The organism is Ruegeria sp. G7 (genome assembly GCF_056535465.1).
Window position 1 is genome coordinate 694,528 of the sequence record NZ_JBQFIL010000001.1, and the last position, 15,595, is coordinate 710,122.

Genomic DNA, 15,595 nt, shown 5'->3' on the forward strand with positions numbered 1-15,595 from the left:
GGAGAACATGCAGATGAAAATGACCACCGAAGAAGCCTTCGTCAAAACGCTGCAAATGCACGGGATCGAACATGCGTTCGGTATCATCGGGTCGGCCTTCATGCCGATCTCGGACATTTTCCCCAAGGCCGGGATCACCTTCTGGGACTGCGCGCATGAGGGCTCGGGCGGGATGATGGCGGATGGCTACACCCGCGCCACCGGCAAGATGTCGATGATGATCGCGCAGAACGGGCCGGGCATCTCGAACTTTGTCACCGCCGTGAAGACCGCCTATTGGAATCACACACCGCTGCTGCTGGTGACGCCGCAGGCCGCCAACAAGACCGTGGGTCAGGGTGGGTTTCAGGAAATCGAGCAGATGAATATGTTCGCCGATTGCGTCTGCTATCAGGAAGAGGTGCGTGACCCCTCGCGCATGGCCGAAGTGCTCAGCCGCGTGATCCAGAACGCCAAGCGCTACAGCGCGCCCGCACAGATCAACGTGCCGCGCGATTACTTCACGCAGGTGGTGGATATCGAACTGCCCCGCATCGTCGATTTCGAACTGCCCTCGGGTGGCGAGGCCGCGCTGGATCAGGCCGCCGAACTGTTGTCGAACGCCCGTTTCCCGGTGATCCTGAACGGTGCAGGCGTGGTTCTGTCGGGTGCGATCCCGTCAACTGTCGCGCTGGCCGAGCGTCTGGATGCACCGGTCTGCTGCGGCTATCAGCACAATGACGCCTTCCCCGGCTCGCACCCGCTGCACGCAGGCCCCTTGGGCTATAACGGGTCCAAGGCCGGGATGCAGCTGATTGCGCAGGCGGATGTGGTGCTGGCCTTGGGTACGCGCCTGAACCCGTTCTCAACCCTGCCCGGCTATGGCATCGACTATTGGCCGACTGAGGCGAAGATCATTCAGGTCGATGTCAAACCGGAACGCATTGGCCTGACGAAGCCCGTCACCGTCGGCATCGTGGGCGACGCTAAAAAGGTTGCCAACACCCTACTGCAGAAACTCTCGGGCACCGCCGGAGATGAAGGTCGTCAGGCCCGCAAGGACCTGATCGCCACCACCAAATCGGCCTGGGCGCAGGAGCTGTCCTCGATGGATCACGAAGAGGACGATCCCGGCACCACCTGGAACGAGCGCGCCCGTTCGGCCAAGCCCGACTGGCTGAGCCCTCGCAAGGCATGGCGCGCCATTCAGGCCGCGTTGCCGAAAGAGGCCATCATTTCCTCGGATATCGGTAATAACTGCGCCATCGGCAACGCTTATCCGTCCTTCGAAGAAGGCCGCAAATATCTGGCCCCCGGCCTGTTCGGCCCTTGCGGTTACGGCCTGCCTTCGGTGATCGGCGCCAAGATCGGCTGCCCGGATACGCCGGTTGTTGGCTTCTCGGGCGATGGTGCCTTCGGCATCGCGGTGACAGAACTGACCGCAATCGGCCGCGAGGAATGGCCCGCCATCACGCAGGTGGTGTTCCGCAACTATCAGTGGGGTGCTGAGAAACGGAACTCGACCCTGTGGTATGACGACAATTTCGTCGGCACCGAACTGGACACGCAGGTCTCTTACGCTGGCATCGCGCAGGCCTGCGGCCTGAAAGGCGTGGTCGCCCGCACGATGGACGAGTTGACGGCGGCGCTGGCGCAGGCGATCGAGGATCAGAAAAACGGCATCACCACCCTGATCGAAGCCATGATCAACCAGGAACTGGGCGAACCCTTCCGCCGCGACGCGATGAAGAAGCCAGTCGAAGTGGCAGGCATCGACGCCGCTGACATGCGCCCGCAGTAATGCAATGGTTTGGCCGGGCCCTTTGGGTCCGGCCCTCATATCTTAGTTTCGAAAAAACCGGAAAACCGTCTGACCAGTAACGAAACGCTTGAGCCCGGCCCCATAACTCTCAAGAATGGCCCGCAGGTTCAGGTCTCAAAACGACCGGCCACAGGGGAGAGATTTGACGTGACGCAGCAGCCCAGGATCGACCTGTCGCCCAAGGTTTCGGACGAGGTTCGACGTACGACCTGCTATATGTGCGCCTGCCGCTGCGGCATCAACGTGCATATGAAAGATGGCAAGGTCGCCTATATCGAAGGGAACCGCGATCACCCTGTGAACAAGGGTGTACTCTGCGCCAAAGGCTCCGCCGGGATCATGCAGGTAAACGCGCCTTCGCGCCTGCGCAAACCGTTGCGCCGGGTGGGCCCGCGCGGGTCCGGAGAATTCCGCGAGATCGAATGGGACGAGGCGATCAGCACCGCCGTCGGCTGGCTGAACGAATTGCACGAGACTGCGCCGCACAAGCTGGCCTTCTTCACCGGGCGGGATCAGAGCCAGAGCTTCACCAGCTTCTGGGCACAAAATTTCGGCACGCCCAACTATGCAGCCCATGGCGGGTTCTGTTCCGTCAACATGGCAGCGGGCGGCATCTACACAATGGGCGGAGCCTTCTGGGAATTCGGCCAGCCCGATTGGGACCACACCAAGCTGTTCATGCTGTTCGGTGTGGCCGAGGACCACGACAGCAACCCGATCAAGATGGGCATCGGCAAGATCAAGGCGCGCGGCGCGCGGGTCATCGGGGTGAACCCCATCCGCTCGGGCTATAACGCCGTGGCTGATGATTGGGTCGGGATCACGCCGGGCACCGACGGGCTGTTCATCCTGTCGCTGATCCATGTGCTGATGAAGGCGGGCAAGATCGACCTCGACTATCTCAGCCGTTACACCAACGCGCCGGTTCTGGTGAATGCCAGCGAAGGCCCGGAAAAGGGCCTGTTCCTGCGCGACGACGACGGCAAGCCGCTGGTCATTGACCGCGTGACCGGTGAACCCACCGCCTTCGACAAACCCGGCGTGCGCCCGGACCTGTCGGCCACCTACGACAAAGACGGCGTCACCCACCGCCCCGTCTTTCACCTTATGGCCGAGAAATACCTCTCGGACGATCACACCCCAGAAAAGGTGGCCGACCGCTGCGGCATCCCGGCAAAGAAAATCCGCGCCATCGCCACCGAAATCGCCCGTGTGGCCTTTGACGAGGCCATCGAGTTGGATCAGGAATGGACCGACTTCCGCGGCGAGACACATTCCAAGATGACAGGCCGCCCCGTCAGCTTCCACGCCATGCGCGGCATCTCGGCCCATGCCAACGGCTTCCAGACCTGCCGCGCGCTGCACGTACTGCAAATCCTGCTGGGCACGGTCGAGGTCCCCGGCGGCTTCCGCTTCAAACCACCCTACCCCAAACCCGTCGAGGCGCACCCCACCCCGCACGGCGACCGCCGCCCGGGCCGCCCGCTGGAAGGCCCTCACCTCGGCTTCCCGCGCGGCCCCGAGGACCTGCTGCTGAACGAAGACGGCACCGCTCAGCGCATCGACAAGGCCTTTACGTGGGAAAACCCGATGTCCGCCCACGGGCTGATGCATATGGTGATCTCGAACGCCGCCGCCGGTGATCCCTACAAGGTCGACACGCTGTTCATGTATATGGCGAATATGTCGTGGAACTCGTCCATGAACACCAAGGGCGTGATGGAGATGCTGTCAGCCCGCAACGAAGACGGCAAATACGTCATCCCAAGGATCATCTATTCCGATGCCTATTCTTCCGAAATGGTGGCCTATGCCGACCTGATCCTGCCCGATACCACCTATCTGGAACGCCACGACTGTATCTCGCTGCTGGATCGCCCGATCTGCGAGGCTGACGCCGCCGCCGACGCCATCCGCTGGCCCGTGGTCGAACCCGACCGCGACGTGCGCGGCTTCCAGTCGGTGCTGATCCAGCTCGCCAACCGCATGAGCCTGCCCGGCTTCACCAACGAAGACGGTACGCCCAAGTGGAAAGACTATGCCGACTATATCGTCAACCACGAACGCAAACCGGGCATCGGACCGCTGGCCGGGTTCCGGGGCGAAGATGGCGACAAGGAAGGACGCGGCGCGGTCAATCCCGACCAGCTGAACCGCTATATCGAAAACGGCGGCTTCTATGTGGCGCATATCCCCGAAGGCGCGGATTACTACAAACCGTGGAACACGGCCTATCAGGATTGGGCGGTCAGCATGGGCCTCTATGACAGCCCGCAACCCTACCTGTTCCAGCTCTATTCCGAGCCGATGCGCAAGTTCCAACTGGCCGCCGAAGGGCACGGACCGAACCAACCCCCCGACCACCTGCGACAACGCATCAAAGATTCCATGGACCCGCTGCCAATCTGGTATGAAACCGACCAGCACGGCAATGACGGCTTCACGGTAAATGCCCTGACCCAGCGCCCCATGGCGATGTATCACAGCTGGGGCACCCAAAACGCATGGCTGAGGCAACTGCACGGCCGCAACCCGCTCTACGTCCCCACCAAACTGATGCGCGCGCACAACCTGCAAGACGGCGACTGGGCCAAGGTCACTTCCCCACACGGCGAGATCACCGTCCCGGTCATGGAGATGGCCGCCCTGAACGAAAACACCGTCTGGACCTGGAACGCAATCGGCAAACGCAAAGGCGCGTGGGCCTTGCAGGAAGACGCACCCGAGGCCACCAAAGGCTTCCTGCTGAACCACCTGATCCACGAACTGCTGCCGCCTAAAGGCGACGGTATGCGTTGGGCGAACTCGGACCCGATAACGGGTCAGGCCGCTTGGTTCGACCTGAAGGTCAAAATCGAAAAAACCGCCCCCCCGACAGACGCCCAAAGCCAGCCTGAATTCGCGCCGATCGAATCCCCCGTCGGAACCGGCCCGAAAGACCTGGCATGGAAGGTCGGCAAATGAGCCGGATCCACCCTTCATCTGGCCATAAATATCCCGGGGAGCGCGAGGGGCTGGCCCCTCGCTCCTACCCTCTCCAAGCACGCGAAGGCACATTGACATGACCCAGCTCCCCCAAACGACCGAGCGCAAAATGGGTCTGGTCATCGACCTCGACACCTGCGTCGGCTGCCACGCCTGCGTGATCTCGTGCAAAGGCTGGAACACGGAAAACTACGGCGCGCCGCTCTCGGATCAGGACGCGTACGGAGCCGACCCCTCCGGCACCTTCCTGAACCGGGTACATTCCTATGAGGTACAGCCGCTGGAAGGCCCCGCGCAACTCATCCACTTCCCCAAATCCTGCCTGCATTGCGAGGACGCGCCCTGCGTCACAGTCTGCCCCACCGGAGCCAGCTACAAACGGGTTGAAGACGGCATCGTGCTGGTCAACGAAAGCGACTGCATCGGTTGCGGCCTCTGCGCCTGGTCCTGCCCCTATGGTGCGCGTGAGATGGATATGGCCGAAGGGGTGATGAAGAAATGCACCCTCTGTGTCGACCGCATCTACAACGAGAACCTGCCCGAGGTAGACCGGGTCCCCTCCTGCGTCCGCACTTGCCCCGCGGGAGCCCGGCATTTCGGTGATCTGGGCGATCCGGACAGCGATGTCAGCAAACTGGTCGCCGAGCGCGACGGGATGGACCTGATGCCCGAAATGGGTACCAAACCCGTGAACAAATACCTGCCGCCCCGGCCCAAGGATCAGGTTGAAGACCAGATCGACATTCTGGCCCCGCTGCTGGCCCCTGTGACCGAAGACCCGAAGGGCTTTCTCGGCTGGCTCGACAAGGCATTGGAGAAACTCTGATGCATCCGGCCCCTTCCGTCATCATCTTCACCACGTTTTCCGGTCTGGGCTTCGGCCTGCTGTTCTTCCTGGGTCTCGGACAACCCACCGTGACGGGTTTCGTCGCCTTTGTTTTCTACGTGATCGCTTACGCGCTGGCGGTTGGCGGGCTGTTGGCCTCGACCTTCCATCTGGGGCATCCCGAACGCGCGTGGAAGGCGTTCAGCCAATGGAAATCCAGCTGGCTCAGCCGCGAAGGGGTCTGCGCGGTGGCGGCGCTCGTGATCATGGGGCTCTATGCGCTGGGGGCGGTGTTTTTACACAGCCACTGGACGCTGTTGGGGTGGATCGGGGCGCTGCTCAGCCTCGCCACCGTCTTCACCACATCAATGATCTATACGCAGCTCAAGACCATCCCGCGCTGGAACATGAACCTGACACCCGCGATGTTCCTGTCCTTCAGCCTCGCGGGTGGCGCACTTTTGGCCGGGGCCGAGGCGCTCGCCCCTTGGCTGCTGGCCATCGCAGGGGCCGTGCAACTGGCCTATTGGGCCAAGGGAGACGGCGCGTTGTCGCGGTCGGGCACCACGCTGGGCACCGCCACGGGTTTGGGTGCACGCGGCACGGTGCGCGCGTTCGAGCCGCCTCATACCGGAACCAACTATCTGCTAAGGGAATTCGTCCATGTGGTGGGTCGGAAACACGCGCAAAAACTGCGGGTGATCTCGTTTGGGCTGGCCTTTGCGCTGCCGTTGCTGCTGATCCTTATCCCCGTCGGAGGAGTCGTGATCAAACATCTGTTCGCGCTTTTGGCCGTGCTGTCGCATTTGACCGGCGTTGTGATCTCGCGTTGGCTGTTTTTCGCACAGGCCGAGCATGTCGTCGGGCTGTATTACGGGAAACGGTGAAGGAGGGGGCCAGCCCCCTCCTTGGCCTTGCAGGCCAATTCCTCCCCCGGGATATTTGTAGCCAGATGAAGTTTGGATCCCCGTTTCCAGGGGTCGTCAGATCAGACCGGCATGAGCCATTGCGGCATCGATGGATGCCTTGGTGCTGCTTTCCAGCTCGGTCAGGGGCGAGCGGACTTCGGTGCTGCAGAGGCCGAGTTTGCTAAGAGCATATTTGGCACCGACAAGGCCGGGTTCGATGAAGATCGCCTCGTGCAAGGGCATCAGGCGGTCTTGGTAGGTCAGCGCTTTGGCGTAATCTCCGGCCAATGTCGCCTGCTGGAATTCGGCGCAAAGTTTCGGGGCCACATTTGCCGTGACCGAGATGCATCCGACGCCGCCATGGGCGTTGAAGCCAAGCGCGGTGGCATCCTCGCCCGAGAGCTGGCAGAAGTCAGGTCCACATGTGGCGCGTTGCTGACTGACGCGGGCCAGATCGCCGGTCGCATCCTTGACGCCGGCGATGCGCGGGAGCTTGGCCAGTTCACCCATGGTTTCGGGTGTCATGTCGATGACCGACCGACCCGGAATATTATAGATGATGATCGGGATATCGGCGCAATCATGCAGGGCACGGTAATGGGCCAGCAGGCCCTTTTGCGTGGGCTTGTTGTAATAGGGCGTCACCACCAGCGCCGCATCGGCGCCGATATTGGCGGCAAACTGCACGAACCGAATAGCTTCGACCGTATTGTTCGAGCCAGCACCCGCGATCACCGGGACGCGACCTGCGGCGGCCTTCACGACCTCGGCCACAACGGTTTCGTGTTCTTCATGGCTGAGCGTCGGGCTTTCACCCGTCGTGCCCACTGGCACCAGACCGGTGGAACCTTCCTGTATCTGCCAGTCTACCAGGCGTTTGAGCGTATCCAGGTCCAACGCGCCGTTTGAAAACGGGGTGACGAGGGCTGGCATCGAGCCTTTGAACATGACACGCTCCTTAAGGTGCAGTTAGCAGTTTTTGCGTCACGGGACATCACAATCATGGCGATCCGTGTTGATCCCGGCGGCGCAAGGTTTATCCTGAATGGCTCTATCCTTGGTTGGTTGGGAAATGCAAGGCATGACACGCGTACTGGCGCTTTTGGTTGCGGTGATTTTAGGATCTTTGGGGCAGGCGCGGGCCGATGCCGTAGGCGATCTGCGCGCAGGCCTTTATGAGATGCGCAAGGGGGACTGGAACGCCGCTCTGCGTGTCTCGGGGCAGCGTGGGTCGGTTTCGCGCGATGTCATCGTTTGGCATTGGCTGCGCGAGGGTTTTGGAAGCTCCGGCGATGTTCTGGTCTTTCTCGAACGGCGGTCGGATTGGCCGGGGCTGGCATGGCTGCGCCGCAAGAGCGAGCCATCCTTCACCAATGCCGACGCCGATCGGGTGCTGAAATTCTACGATGGGATGCCGCCGCAAACCGCCGAAGGCGCGCTGAACTATGCCGTTGCGCTGATGAGTGTGGGGCGCCGTGGGGAAGCCGAGGCCGATATCGTAACCGCGTGGCGGACGATGCCGATGGGCGCGGGTCTGCAGAAGGACTATCTGGAAAATTTCGGCAAACTGCTGAGGCCGCATCACGCGGCGCGCATGGATCGGATGTTGTGGGATGGCCATCTTGTCAGCGCCGGGCAGATGTTGCCCGTGGTCAGCGGCGACCAGCGCAAGCTGGCCGAGGCCCGGATCGCCTTGCAAAAACGTCAGAACGGGGTGGATGGCAAGGTAGCGGCGGTGCCGAAGGCGCTGGCGGATGCGCCGGGGCTGGCCTTTGATCGGTTCGTCTGGCGCGACCGGAAAGAGCTGGACGACAGCGCCATCGATCTGATGCTGGCCCGGTCAACCGGACCTGACGCGCTGGGTGAGCCGAACAAATGGGCCGAGGGGCGGCGCAGGCTGGCGCGGCTTGAGATGCGCACGGGCAGCGCCGAACGGGCCTATGCGATTGCCGCCAATCATCACATGACGCCGGATATGGGCTATGGCTATGCCGATCTGGAATGGTTGGCGGGTTTCCTCGCCCTGCGCAAGCTGGATGACCCGGCAACGGCGGTTCGGCATTTCCAGAACTTCTCAGACGCGGTGCAGTCTCCGATTTCAAAAGGGCGCGGCGGTTACTGGCTTGGGCGGGCCTATGCAGCCGCCGGTGACGCGGATAAGGCGTACGAGGCCTATGCGGTTGGGGCGGACCACCAGACCTCGTTCTACGGGCTGCTGGCGGCCGAGCGCATCGGGCGACCTTTTGACCCCGAATTGGCGAACCCGCGCCGCGCGCCGCATTGGAAACAGGCTGCGTTTGCCGATTCCAGCGTGCTGGAAGCGGGCCTGCTGCTTTTACAGGCGGGCGAGGGCAACCTCTCGGAACGCTTCCTGACCCATCTGGTCGAAAGCCTCGACCAGACGCAGGCTGAACAACTGGGTGATCTTGTGATCGAACTGAACGAGCCGCACCTGGCCGTCATGATCGCCAAACGCGCTGCGACTACGGGGACAGTCTTACCCGCGGCCTATTACCCGGTGCATCCGGTGGCCGACATGGGCCTGCCAATGGCGAAAGAAATGACGCTGGCCATTGCCCGGCGTGAAAGCGAATTTGACCCGGTTGTCATCAGCGGAGCAGGCGCGCGCGGACTGATGCAGGTGATGCCTGCGACGGCGCAGCTGGTGGCTAAGGATCTCGGTATTCTCAGCGGTCACAAGACCGGGCGCCTGACCTCGGACTGGCGTTATAACGCCAAACTGGGGGCGAATTACCTGTCCAGTCTTGCCGAGGATTTCAACGGCAACGTCGTGATGATGGCGGCTGGCTACAACGCCGGACCCCGCCGCCCGATTTCGTGGATGGAGCGGTATGGTGATCCGCGCCGGGGTGAGGTGGATGTGATCGACTGGATTGAGACCATCCCCTTCAAGGAAACCCGCAATTATGTCATGCGCGTCGCCGAGAGCCTGCCGGTTTATCGCGCGCGGCTGGGCCAGCAGCCCCTTCCGGTGCCGTTTTCACAGGAACTGACCGGCTCAACCCTTGCGTCTTTCGCGCCATAGGGTGAACAGGCCCGCCGCAATCACCAGGCCTGCGCCCAGCACGACTGCGGGGCGCAGGGTTTCATGGAAGATGGTGATGCCCAGAATGGCGCTCCACATCAGGTGGAAATAGGCGAAGGGCTGTACGGCGCTGGCCTCGGCCATCTCGTAACACTTGATCAGCAGCCAATGCCCCAGCGCACCTGAAATGCACAGTAGCCCCATCCATAGCCAGTCGCCGCGGGCCATCGGTTCCCAGAACCAGACACCTACGCAGGTCATCGCGGCGGCCCCGGCGACGCCGGTCCAGAAAAAGCTGGTGGCGGTGCTGTCGCGCCGTGCGACGTATCGGGTCAGCAGGCCATAAACCGCGAACATCAGCGCAGAGATCAGCGGGATCACTGCCCAGGGATTGAACACCCCGGCACCGGGTTGAAGGATGATCAGAACACCGACGCAACCGACGCCGATCGCAGCCCAACGCCGCCAGCCGACTTTCTCGCCCAACAGCGGGCCGCTAAGGGCGGCGATCAGCAGCGGGTAACAGATGAACACCGCCTGACTTTCGATCAGCCCGAGGATCGTGAAACTGTAGACGGCGACACAGATTTCCCCGGCCAGCAGCAGGCCCCGGAAAATCTGCAACCGAAGCTGGCTGGTCCGCGCCGCAGCCCGCAGGCCTCCGGGTGATCTGGCCGCCAGCGCAATTACGAAAGCGGCAAAGAACCAATACCGGATCATCACCACCATGTAGGTGTTATACGTCCCCGCCAGATGGCGCGAGATGCCATCCTGCAACGCAAACACAATCGTCGCGCCGATCATCAGCGCAATGCCTGCGTTGACGTTGTTCTGCTGGCTCATGGTTTGACCGCCCGCGTCATGTGCCGCTTGCGGCCAAAGCCCGGGCTGCGGGTGACTTCGAACCCGGCGTCGGCCAATCCCCGGCGCACGAACCCGGCGGCGGTGTAGGTTGCCGCCGTGCCGCCCGGTGCCGTGTGGTCCGCCACCTGCTGCATCAGATCAGCCCCCCACAACTCGGGGTTCTTGGCGGGTGAGAAGCCATCCAGAAACCATGCATCCGCCTTGTGATCCCAGTCGGGCAGGGTCTGACGGGCATCCCCGACGATGACCTCAAGATGCAACGTATCCAATGTGCAGCTCTGGCCCGTCCAGACCGCCAGAAAGCGATCCGTCCAAGGCGACAGCTCGGGAAACGCCGCCAGCGCGCGGGCCATATCGTCTGGGGCCATCGGAAAGGCCTCGAAACTGGTGAACCGCAGCGGTGAGGTCTGCCCTGCGCCCTCCCACGCGGACCAGACGGTCAGCATGTTCAGGCCGGTGCCAAAACCCAGCTCGGCGATGTGAAATCCGGGTGCAAACCGCGCGGGCAGATCGTTGCCTGCAAGGAACACATGGCGCGTCTCTTCCAACCCGTTCTGCAACGAGTAATAGGGGTCGTCGAAACGGTCCGAGACCGGGATCTGATCCTCGGTCCACGTCAGTTCGGCACGCTGGTCTGCCATCGGGTTATCCTGTAGCTAGGCGGCGCGACACTGAACAAGGAAAAGGGGATTGGCAATGGTCGATGTGACGGTGCGCGGCGCAGGCATCTTTGGCCTGTCCATCGCATGGACCTGCGCCCGACGCGGGGCCAAGGTTCAGGTGGTCGACCCTTTCGGGCCAGGCGCGGGCTCCAGTGGCGGGCTGGTGGGGGCGCTTGCGCCGCATGTGCCCGAGAACTGGAACGCCAAGAAGGCCTTTCAGTTCGACAGCCTGATCATGGCCGAGCCGTTCTGGCAGCAGGTCGAGGCAACGGGCGGCGTTTCCGCCGGCTATGCGCGACTGGGTCGGTTGCAGCCCGTTGGCGACCAGCGCAGCCTTGACCTCGCCCATACGCGGGCAACCACGGCCGAGACGCTCTGGCAGGGGCGCGCCCGTTGGACCGTGCGCCCAGTGGCCGAGGTCGGCGCTTGGTGCCCGCCCAGCCCCACCGGCTTTGTCATCCACGACACGTTGAGCGCGCGAATGCACCCCCGGCGCGCTTGTGCGGCTTTGGTCGCGGCGCTGGGGGTGATGGGGGTCGAGGTAGTCGCAGAGGCCCCCGACAAAGGTCTGGTCATCCACGCCACCGGGCTTGCAGGTTTGGATGAGCTCAGCCGCGCCTTCAGCAAGACCGTTGGCAATGGCGTCAAGGGACAGGCCGCCTTGCTGCGGTTTGATGCCGGTGAGGTGCCGCAGCTATTCGCGGATGCCGTTCATATCGTGCCGCACGCGGATGGCACGCTGGCGATCGGATCGACGTCTGAACGGGACTATGATGACCCCACCAGCACCGACGTAGCTCTGGACGATGTGCTGGACCGCGCCACGCGCGCGCTGCCCCTGCTGCACGGGGCCGAGGTGATCGAGCGATGGGCCGGTGTGCGCCCCCGCAGCAAAAGCCGCGCCCCGATGCTCGGCGCGCATCCTTTGCACCAAGGCCAGTTCATCGCCAACGGCGGCTTCAAGATAGGCTTCGGAATGGCCCCGAAAGTGGCCGAGGTCATGGCCGATCTGATGCTGGACGGCAAAGACGCGATCCCCGACGATTTCCGGCCCGAGGCATCGTTGTGACCTTCGAAGTCCCACCGCAGCGCCTGTTCCCGGACAGTCCGAAACTGCCCGAGGTGCTGGCGCTGATCCGCGGAAGCTTTGCCTATATGGAAGGTCGCATTGATCCGCCCTCATCTATGCACCTACTGACCTAGGACACCCTGCGCGATCAGGCGCGCACGGGCGAGATCTGGGTCATCGGTACGCCCCTCGATGCCGTGGTGTTCCTGACGCCAAAGCCCGGGCGTTTGTATCTGAGCAAGCTGGCGGTCGACCAAAGCCAACGGGGGAAGGGTCTGGCCCGGCAGCTTGTGGCGCTTGCCGAAACTCGCGCAAAGGCGCTTGGGTTCTCGGTACTGGAACTGCAAACCCGTGTCGAACTTGTCGAAAACCACGCCGCCTTTGCCCGTATGGGGTTTGTCAAAACCGGTGAGGTGGCCCATCCCGGGTACGATCGCACCACCTCGATCACGATGCAGAAGCGCCTAGGTTAACGCCTCGGCCCGCATACATTCGCGCCCGTCCGGTCCACGCACCCATAGGGTCTGCCCGCTCCGGCAGAGGGTCGCGGTTTCGAAATGCATCAGCGGGGCCGTGGCGCGGAAGGAAAACGCGGTCAGTGGCCCCATCAGATCGGTTGCATAAAGCATCAGAAACTGCGCCAGCAAAGGGCCATGCACGACCAGCCCGGCATAGCCCTCAACCTCGCGCGCATAATCCAGATCATAGTGGATGCGGTGCCCGTTGAAGGTCAGCGCGGAATAGCGAAACAGCAGGGTGGTATCAAAGCTGACTTCGCGGCGGTCGGTCTCATCAGTGCAGGCCTGCGGTCGTTGAGGAAGCTGGGCCTCGGGCGACGGGTCCTCGCGATAGACCAGATCCTGCCATTCGGTCAGGCAATGGGTGCCCTGTTGCCAGATCTCGTGGCGCAGCGTGACAAAGCCCAGTGGACCGCTGCGCCCGGTCTTCTGCGCCGAGCTTTCACGGACGGACCGTCGTTCAGCCTCGACGCCCGCGATCAGGGGCTGGTGAAACTGCAATCGCCCCCCGGCCCACATCCGTCTGGGCAAGCCCATATCCGGGATCAGCCCAAGGCCAACTTTCGGATGCCCATCCCTCCCCAGATCAGACGGCGGCAAGGGCGACCAGAAATAGAGGTGATGGAAAAACGGCGGTAAGGCCGCGCCCGCCTCAATCGAGGGCGCTTGCCCCAACGCCACCTGCAACGCGCGGGCACGCGCGGGGTCCATCAGGTCTATGACGGCCTCGGCCTCCATCACGCCCTCATGGGTCAAACTCCCGCCTCGGCCCGCAGCTTTTGCATCAGCGCCCCAAGCGTCTTTTCATAGCGGTCGTTGGTCAGCCGCCCCTCGTCATCAAACTCGTTAGAGCTGTCGGCCAGATGAACTTCTGGGCCCTGCAGGATACGTGGCTGGAACGGCACCATGAAGGAGCGCAGGATCATCTGCGCGCGCTCGCCCCCGGCGCGACCGGCAGCGGCAGACATCACGGCCACCGGTTTGTCCATCCACGGGCTGCCGCTGGTCCGGCTGACCCAGTCCAGCGCGTTTTTCAGAACACCCGATGGCCCCTTGTTATACTCCGGGGTCGAGATGATCACCGCGTCAGCCCGCGCGATCTGATCCGCCAGCAGCTGCACCGCTTCGGGGATACCTTCCCCTTCTTCAAGATCGCCATCATACAGAGGCAGATTCAGATCCGCCTCGATATGGGTGCCGGGTTCAAACAAGCGCGCCGCCTCGCGCAGCAATTTGCGGTTAGTGGCGTTTTGGCGCAAAGAGCCGGACAGGCTGAGCAGAACAGGATCGGACATAGGGAAACTCCGTTTTAAGCGTTTCCCAATAGTTAGCCCGAGAAAAGCGCGCGCCAAAGACCAGGTGACGCGCAGTCACTGTGCATAAACCGCAGCCGCCGACAGCACCCCGTCACATCAGGAACGCACGTTCGGTATGATCTCGATGTCGACGCGACGGTTACGGGCCTTGCCTTCGGGCGTCAGATTGGACGCCGCAGGTCGGCTTTCCCCCAGACCGATAGTCGTGATCCGGGCACTGTTCACGCCGTTGGCCTGCAAAATATCCGCAACCGACCGGGCGCGCCGTTCCGAGAGGCCCTGATTGTACGACGCAGCCCCGTCGCTGTCGGTATGGCCGATGACCTGGACGTCCGAGTTGGGGTAGCGCACAAGGTTCTGCCCCACGCGCACCAGATCGGCCCGAAGCGCCGGATTCACCGTCGAGCTGTCGGTGGCAAAGGTGATGTCATTGGGCACGGTCACGATCAGGCGGTCACCTGCATTGGTGATGATGATGCCGTCATTGGCCAGCTGCTGCCGCAACTCGGCGGCCTGCCGGTCCAGCTGATTGCCGATGACACCACCACCGGCGGCTCCGATGGCCCCACCGGCCAGCGCGCCCAGAAGCGGATCGGAATCATTGGCAATCGCACCAACGCCCGCCCCGATCAGACCACCCAAAAGAGCACCCTGCTTGGCATTCTGGTTGGGATCAGCGGGCAGGTTCAGCGTACCGGGGTCCGTACAGGCCCCCAAAACCAAAGCCGAGCTTAGCCCGGCGGCAATAACAAACTTGGAAATCGTCATGGGTTCAACCTTCTGCTCTGGCATCCGTTTTAGCCGGGCGCCACGTTCTTTGCCCCATAATATCGCGCCGCTTGGGCCCGGGCTCAAGCAACAATCGGGTGAATTGGCAGTTACGTGCCACTCAGTGGGTCTGCGCGGGCGCTTCCCAGCGGTTCTGTTCCTGCCAGATCGCACGCAGCGGCTCGCCCTGCCCACAGAAGTGATCCTCGGTCAACTCACAGGCCCAGATGCGGTCGGTGCGGAAATGGCGAAAGCCGTTGCGCAGCTCGCACCACGCCGCCAGCATGGTGCATTCGATGTGATAGATCAGTGCAACGGGTCGTACCGTTCGCTCGGTCCGCTCGCCTTGGGAATTGACATAGGTGATGCGAATCTTGCGCTCGGCCCGGATCGCTTCACGGTAATTCACGACCGGCACGCAGCCCTTGGCCGGATCGTCTGCCGGTGCACCCCACGGCGCGACCTGCAGCCAATCGGCGGGCGCGCGCAAGGCTTCGATCTTGCGACAAACCCGGTCGGCGGCCTGCTGCAGCGTACTGTCACCGGTCCGCGCCAGCATCGACAGACCAACCCACAGCGCCTCGACCTCTTCGGCGTCGAAATTCAGCGGAGGCAGGTCATACCCCCGGCGCATCAGGTATCCGACCCCTGCCTCGCCCTCGATCGGCGTGCGCTGAGCCTGAAGCGCGGCGATGTCGCGATAGACGGTCCTGACGGACACCTCCAGCTTGTCTGCCAGCGTCTCAGCCGTCACCGGCGCGGGGGCAGCGCGCAAAATCTGAATGATTTCAAACAGGCGGGTGGAACGGCGCATCGGGGTCTCCGGTATTTC

General features: G+C 62.8%; 13 protein-coding genes and 1 pseudogene. 7 read left to right on the top strand and 7 right to left on the bottom strand.

Features of this window, described 5'->3' with window-relative positions:
* Positions 1–13 precede the first annotated feature (13 nt).
* The 4 genes from xsc (at position 14) to ACR3EN_RS03515 (ending at position 6,499) form a co-directional block, all read left to right on the top strand.
* Positions 14–1,780, top strand: a complete 1,767-nt coding sequence (gene xsc / locus ACR3EN_RS03500) for a sulfoacetaldehyde acetyltransferase (RefSeq protein WP_480825536.1) — start codon at positions 14–16, stop codon at positions 1,778–1,780.
* 168 nt (positions 1,781–1,948) lie between these two features.
* Positions 1,949–4,765, top strand: a complete 2,817-nt coding sequence (locus ACR3EN_RS03505) for a molybdopterin oxidoreductase family protein (protein WP_480825538.1) — start codon at positions 1,949–1,951, stop codon at positions 4,763–4,765.
* 97 nt (positions 4,766–4,862) lie between these two features.
* Positions 4,863–5,612: a 4Fe-4S dicluster domain-containing protein gene (locus ACR3EN_RS03510; protein WP_480825540.1), complete on the top strand. Its 750-nt coding sequence runs from the start codon at positions 4,863–4,865 to the stop codon at positions 5,610–5,612.
* The gene (locus tag ACR3EN_RS03515; RefSeq protein ID WP_480825542.1) at positions 5,612–6,499 is read left to right on the top strand and encodes a dimethyl sulfoxide reductase anchor subunit family protein; all 888 of its coding nucleotides are present in this window, start codon (positions 5,612–5,614) and stop codon (positions 6,497–6,499) included. Before ACR3EN_RS03510 ends, ACR3EN_RS03515 begins: the two co-directional genes overlap by 1 nt.
* A 96-nt stretch (positions 6,500–6,595) precedes the next feature.
* On the opposite strand, the gene dapA is transcribed toward ACR3EN_RS03515, so the two are convergent.
* Complete coding sequence (gene dapA, locus ACR3EN_RS03520) at positions 6,596–7,468, bottom strand: 4-hydroxy-tetrahydrodipicolinate synthase (RefSeq protein ID WP_480825544.1); 873 nt, start codon at positions 7,466–7,468, stop codon at positions 6,596–6,598.
* 133 nt (positions 7,469–7,601) lie between these two features.
* On the opposite strand from dapA, the gene ACR3EN_RS03525 reads away from it, so the two are divergent.
* Positions 7,602–9,566, top strand: coding sequence for a lytic transglycosylase domain-containing protein (locus ACR3EN_RS03525; RefSeq protein ID WP_480825546.1), 1,965 nt, complete (start codon positions 7,602–7,604; stop codon positions 9,564–9,566).
* On the opposite strand, the gene ACR3EN_RS03530 is transcribed toward ACR3EN_RS03525, so the two are convergent.
* Complete coding sequence (locus ACR3EN_RS03530) at positions 9,540–10,409, bottom strand: DMT family transporter (RefSeq protein WP_480825548.1); 870 nt, start codon at positions 10,407–10,409, stop codon at positions 9,540–9,542. The genes ACR3EN_RS03525 and ACR3EN_RS03530 overlap by 27 nt on opposite strands.
* Complete coding sequence (gene mnmC2, locus ACR3EN_RS03535; protein WP_480825550.1) at positions 10,406–11,071, bottom strand: tRNA (5-methylaminomethyl-2-thiouridine)(34)-methyltransferase MnmC2; 666 nt, start codon at positions 11,069–11,071, stop codon at positions 10,406–10,408. Before mnmC2 ends, ACR3EN_RS03530 begins: the two co-directional genes overlap by 4 nt.
* Positions 11,072–11,126: 55 nt before the next feature.
* On the opposite strand from mnmC2, the gene ACR3EN_RS03540 reads away from it, so the two are divergent.
* Both ACR3EN_RS03540 and ACR3EN_RS03545 read left to right on the top strand, forming a co-directional pair.
* Positions 11,127–12,161: an NAD(P)/FAD-dependent oxidoreductase gene (locus ACR3EN_RS03540; RefSeq protein WP_480825552.1), complete on the top strand. Its 1,035-nt coding sequence runs from the start codon at positions 11,127–11,129 to the stop codon at positions 12,159–12,161.
* Between the two features lie 23 nt (positions 12,162–12,184).
* Positions 12,185–12,634 (top strand): annotated as a pseudogene (locus ACR3EN_RS03545) (GNAT family N-acetyltransferase).
* On the opposite strand, the gene ACR3EN_RS03550 reads toward ACR3EN_RS03545, so the two are convergent.
* The 4 genes from ACR3EN_RS03550 to ACR3EN_RS03565 all read right to left on the bottom strand — a co-directional run bounded on the left by ACR3EN_RS03550 (position 12,626) and on the right by ACR3EN_RS03565 (position 15,577).
* The gene (locus ACR3EN_RS03550; RefSeq protein ID WP_480825586.1) at positions 12,626–13,417 is read right to left on the bottom strand and encodes an HTD2 family dehydratase; all 792 of its coding nucleotides are present in this window, start codon (positions 13,415–13,417) and stop codon (positions 12,626–12,628) included. The pseudogene ACR3EN_RS03545 and the gene ACR3EN_RS03550 overlap by 9 nt on opposite strands.
* A gap of 14 nt (positions 13,418–13,431) precedes the next feature.
* Positions 13,432–13,974: an NADPH-dependent FMN reductase gene (locus ACR3EN_RS03555; RefSeq protein ID WP_480825554.1), complete on the bottom strand. Its 543-nt coding sequence runs from the start codon at positions 13,972–13,974 to the stop codon at positions 13,432–13,434.
* A gap of 117 nt (positions 13,975–14,091) precedes the next feature.
* The gene (locus ACR3EN_RS03560) at positions 14,092–14,763 is read right to left on the bottom strand and encodes a YiaD family glycine zipper/OmpA-like lipoprotein (protein ID WP_480825556.1); all 672 of its coding nucleotides are present in this window, start codon (positions 14,761–14,763) and stop codon (positions 14,092–14,094) included.
* Between the two features lie 121 nt (positions 14,764–14,884).
* Entirely contained in the window at positions 14,885–15,577 is a 693-nt protein-coding gene (locus ACR3EN_RS03565) for a helix-turn-helix transcriptional regulator (protein ID WP_480825558.1), read from the bottom strand.
* Positions 15,578–15,595: the final 18 nt, after the last annotated feature.